The following is a 3935-nucleotide window of genomic DNA, read 5'->3' on the forward strand; positions in this document are numbered from 1 at the left end:
CTGCTGACGGGCCAGCACATGCGCACGGCGCTGGTGTCGCAGGGGTCGAGCCTGTTTGCGCCGGTCGTGCCGGTCCTGCTTTGCGCGCCGAAATTCCTCGAAGGCTCGATGTCGCTCGGACAGGTGATGCAGGCTGCCTCCGCCTTCGCCATCGTGCAGGGCGCGTTCGGATGGCTGGTCGACAACTACCCGCGTCTTGCCGACTGGAACGCCTCGGCGCGACGCATCGCCTCGCTGATGATGTCGCTCGACGGGCTCGAGCGTGCGGAGCAGAGCGACGCGCTCGGACGCATCCAGCACGGCGAAACCGAAGACGGTGCGATGCTCAGCCTCGACGATCTCTCCGTCACGCTCGACGACGGCACCTCCGTGGTCAAGGAAACCGAGGTTGCGATCGAACCGGGCGAGCGTGTGCTGGTGGCTGGCGAATCCGGCTCGGGCAAGTCGACGCTGGTGCGGGCCGTTGCCGGCCTGTGGCCATGGGGCGGCGGCAGCGTCAATTTTCATGCCGACAGGCGACTGTTCATGCTGCCGCAACGCCCCTACATCCCCTCGGGCACGCTTCGCCGCGCGGTCGCCTATCCCGCGGCCGCGGACAAGTGGACGATCAAACAGATCAAGGCCGCCCTGGACAAGGTCGGCTTGGCCTATCTTGCCGAAAGGATCAAGGAAGAAGCGCCATGGGACCAGACGCTGTCGGGCGGCGAAAAGCAGCGTCTCGCTTTCGCGCGCCTGCTGCTGCACCGCCCCGATATCGTCGTGCTGGATGAAGCAACCTCGGCGCTCGACGAGAAGAGCCAGGACGCCATGATGGCGACGGTGATCCGCGAATTGCCCGATGTCACCATCATCAGCGTGGCGCACCGTGCCGAGCTGGAAGCCTTCCACAGCCGCAAGATCACCCTCGAACGGCGGGAGGGCGGCGCCAAGCTTGTCAGCGACATCAACCTCGTGCCGCGCAAGCGCAACCTGCTGAAGCGCGCCTTGTGGGGCTCCGGCAGTCGGGTCGAAAGGGCGCGCAAGGAGTAAGGCGCCGCTGCCCCGGGCACCGCGCAACTATGATGCGTATATGTCCTTGTAGGTGTCGCGCAGCAGGTTCTTCTGTACCTTGCCCATGGTGTTGCGCGGCAGTTCATCGACGAAGATCACCCGCTTCGGATGCTTGTATTTCGCCACCCGTCCGGCGATGGCACCGAGAATTTCGGCGCCGGTGATCCGCGAAGACGGCGCCCGCACGACGATGGCGGTGACGCCTTCGCCGAAATCCGGATGGGCAACGCCGATGACGGCGCTTTCGCTAACCCCGTCGAGCGCATCGATCTCGCTTTCGAGTTCCTTCGGATAGATATTGTAGCCGCCCGATATGATCAGGTCCTTGCCGCGGCCGACGATGTGGACGTAACCGTCGGCGTCGATCGTGCCGAGATCGCCGGTGATGAAAAAACCGCCGGCGCGGAATTCCGCCTTGGTCTTCTCCGGCATGCGCCAATAGCCGCCGAAGACGTTTGGGCCCTTCACCTCGATCATGCCGACCTCGCCCTGCGCAAGCGCTGCGCCACTGTCTGGATCGGCGATGCGAAGCGTGACGCCGGGCAAGGGCAAACCGACGGTCCCGGCGCGCCGCTCGCCCTCATAGGGGTTCGAGGTGTTCATGTTGGTCTCGGTCATGCCGTAGCGTTCGAGGATCGCGTGGCCGGTGCGCTCGCGCCAGGCCTTGTGCGTCTCGGCCAGCAGCGGAGCCGACCCGGAAATGAACACACGGATGTTTTTCGCCGCCTCATGGTCCAGCCCCTCATCCTGCAGCAGGCGCACGTAGAAGGTCGGCACCCCCATCAAGGCCGTGGCACGCGGCAGCAGCGAGACGATGCGGGCCGGATCGAACTTCTGCTCGAACAGCATCGAGGCGCCGGCCATCAGGACGACGTTGGTGGCGACGAACAGGCCGTGCGTGTGGAAGATCGGCAATGCGTGGATCAGCACGTCGTCTCCGGTGAAACGCCAGTGCTCGACCAGCACGCGCGCGTTCGAAGCAAGGTTCTCGTGGCTGAGCATGGCGCCTTTCGAACGACCGGTGGTTCCCGACGTGTAGAGGATTGCCGCGAGGTCATCCGGCCCGCGCGCCACGTCATGAAAATCCGTCGGCAGCCGCGAGGCCTGCTCGGTCAGCGATCCCCGGCCATCGCGGCCGAGCGTGACGGTGACGGCGCCCGTCTTTTCCGCCAGCGCGCCGATGTCGGCCGCTCTTGCCGGATCGCAGACGACCAGGCGTGGTTCCGCGTCGCCGAAGAAATACTCCAGCTCAGCCAGCGTGTAGGCGGTGTTGAGCGGCAGGAAGACGGCGCCGGCGCGCAGGCAGGCGAGATAGAGCATGACCGCTTCCGGGCTCTTCTCGACCTGCACGGCAACGCGGTCACCGGGCTCGACATCCAGTTGCAGGAGCGCATGCGCAAGCTGCGCCGAGCGGGCCAGCATATCGCCATAGGTGATCGAGCGGCCATCATCGGTTTCCATCAGCAAGCGCGCTGGCGCCGGCATCCGGGACCGGAACGCATCGAACAGATGATTGCTCATGAAGACTTCCCTGGGGTGCTGCGGCGCTGAGCATGCGCCTGTCGCGGCATGCCTCGGCGGCGAGAGTTCGCGGTTCTTGGCCGCGCCGTCAAGCCCGCCGACAGCGGTTCACGCCGGCCGCGCCGACGCAGGTTGCGTGCAAGAAACGAGCACAAGAGACCCGCCAGGAAACGACTGCTATCGCCGAGCGCGTTTGCCGGCGATTTCTTTCGTTTCCTCGTCCTGCTCGAAGCGCTTCATGCACATGGCCGCAGTCAACCGGTAGTGGTTGAGCAGGGCCTCGACGGCACCGTCGGCATTGCCGTCGAGGGCACATTCGGCGATCAGACGATGCTCGCCGAAATCGTCGCGCTGGACGCCTTCGCCATCATTGGCCATTTGCCGGTAGCGATAGGCGTGATCGGAGAGCTGGTCGCAAAAGCCCACCAGCCATTGCGACCGGCAGGCCGAAATCAGCACCCTGTGGAAGATGCGATGCAGCCTCTCCCAATCGGGATTGAGCGAGAAGAGATTCTGCGGTGCCAGACGTGACGCGCGTCCCAGGCGATGCAGCGCCAGCACGAGCTGTTCTTCCCATTCGGCGGTGCGGTGGGTGATGGATTCGCGAAGCGCTCGCTCCTCGAGCCAGCAGCGGGTGCGCGTCAGCTCCTCGAGTTCCGAGGCGCTGACCGGCATGATGAAGAAGCCGCGCTGGTCGTGCCGGCCGAGAAGCCCTTCCGAGGCGAGGCGATTGAGGGCTTCGCGGACAGGCGAGGCGCCGGCTCCATATTTGGAGACCACCCACTCGACCCGCAGCTTGCTCTCGGCTTCAAGGACACCGCCGAGAAGATCGTCCCGCAATTGCTGATAGACCGTAGTGGCAAGCGTGCTCTTCGGTCCGGCAGCGTCGTCGTTCAGATTGGCAGCTCCGTATGTCAAAGCGACTCCTTGTCCCCAGGACTTGTCCCGGGCGATCCGAAAGCATTCGCCTTCTCGTACTTGTACCATACAGGGCGAAGATTCGCCTGCTCAAGCAGAAGATCACGTTATTGTACTTTAGCACAAAGGAATATGCGGCATTTCGGAGTTCAATGCTGTAATTCCGCGCTTTTTCACAACCTGCGGGCACTTAACATGTTTTGTATGCACGCAGGAGAACCTGTTCTTTTTGTTCTTTTGTATTCGTGCGAGATCAACTGTCTGCTTTGGGCATAGACGACGGAGCTGAAAACCGAATCAGGCAATCGCTCACATCCGATGCCGTTGCCCCAAAAGCTTCACAAACCCGCCCGGCACCAGAACCTTAGCCGGCATGCAGGGCTGACGCGGGAACACTGCTGGTCAATCGGCTGCCTTATCGGCTGCCGTCCTGATCGCCTGGATGT

General features: G+C 63.6%; 3 protein-coding genes. 1 reads left to right on the forward strand and 2 read right to left on the reverse strand.

What is annotated here, in order from left to right; genetic code table 11:
- A partial coding sequence (locus EN969_RS20320; RefSeq protein WP_164758374.1) for an ATP-binding cassette domain-containing protein occupies positions 1-1029 on the forward strand: 1029 nt, incomplete at its 5' end.
- A gap of 27 nt (positions 1030-1056) precedes the next feature.
- Here EN969_RS20320 and EN969_RS20325 read toward each other — a convergent pair.
- Both EN969_RS20325 and EN969_RS20330 read right to left on the reverse strand, forming a co-directional pair.
- A complete protein-coding gene (locus EN969_RS20325) occupies positions 1057-2571 on the reverse strand; it encodes a malonyl-CoA synthase (RefSeq protein ID WP_063169679.1) in 1515 nt (504 codons plus the stop codon).
- Between the two features lie 177 nt (positions 2572-2748).
- Positions 2749-3489, reverse strand: coding sequence for a GntR family transcriptional regulator (locus EN969_RS20330; RefSeq protein ID WP_024502152.1), 741 nt, complete (start codon positions 3487-3489; stop codon positions 2749-2751).
- Positions 3490-3935 lie beyond the last annotated feature (446 nt).

Origin of the sequence: Mesorhizobium sp. M7A.F.Ca.CA.003.01.2.1, from assembly GCF_003998945.1 — a bacterium.
Lineage (GTDB): Bacteria > Pseudomonadota > Alphaproteobacteria > Rhizobiales > Rhizobiaceae > Mesorhizobium > Mesorhizobium ciceri.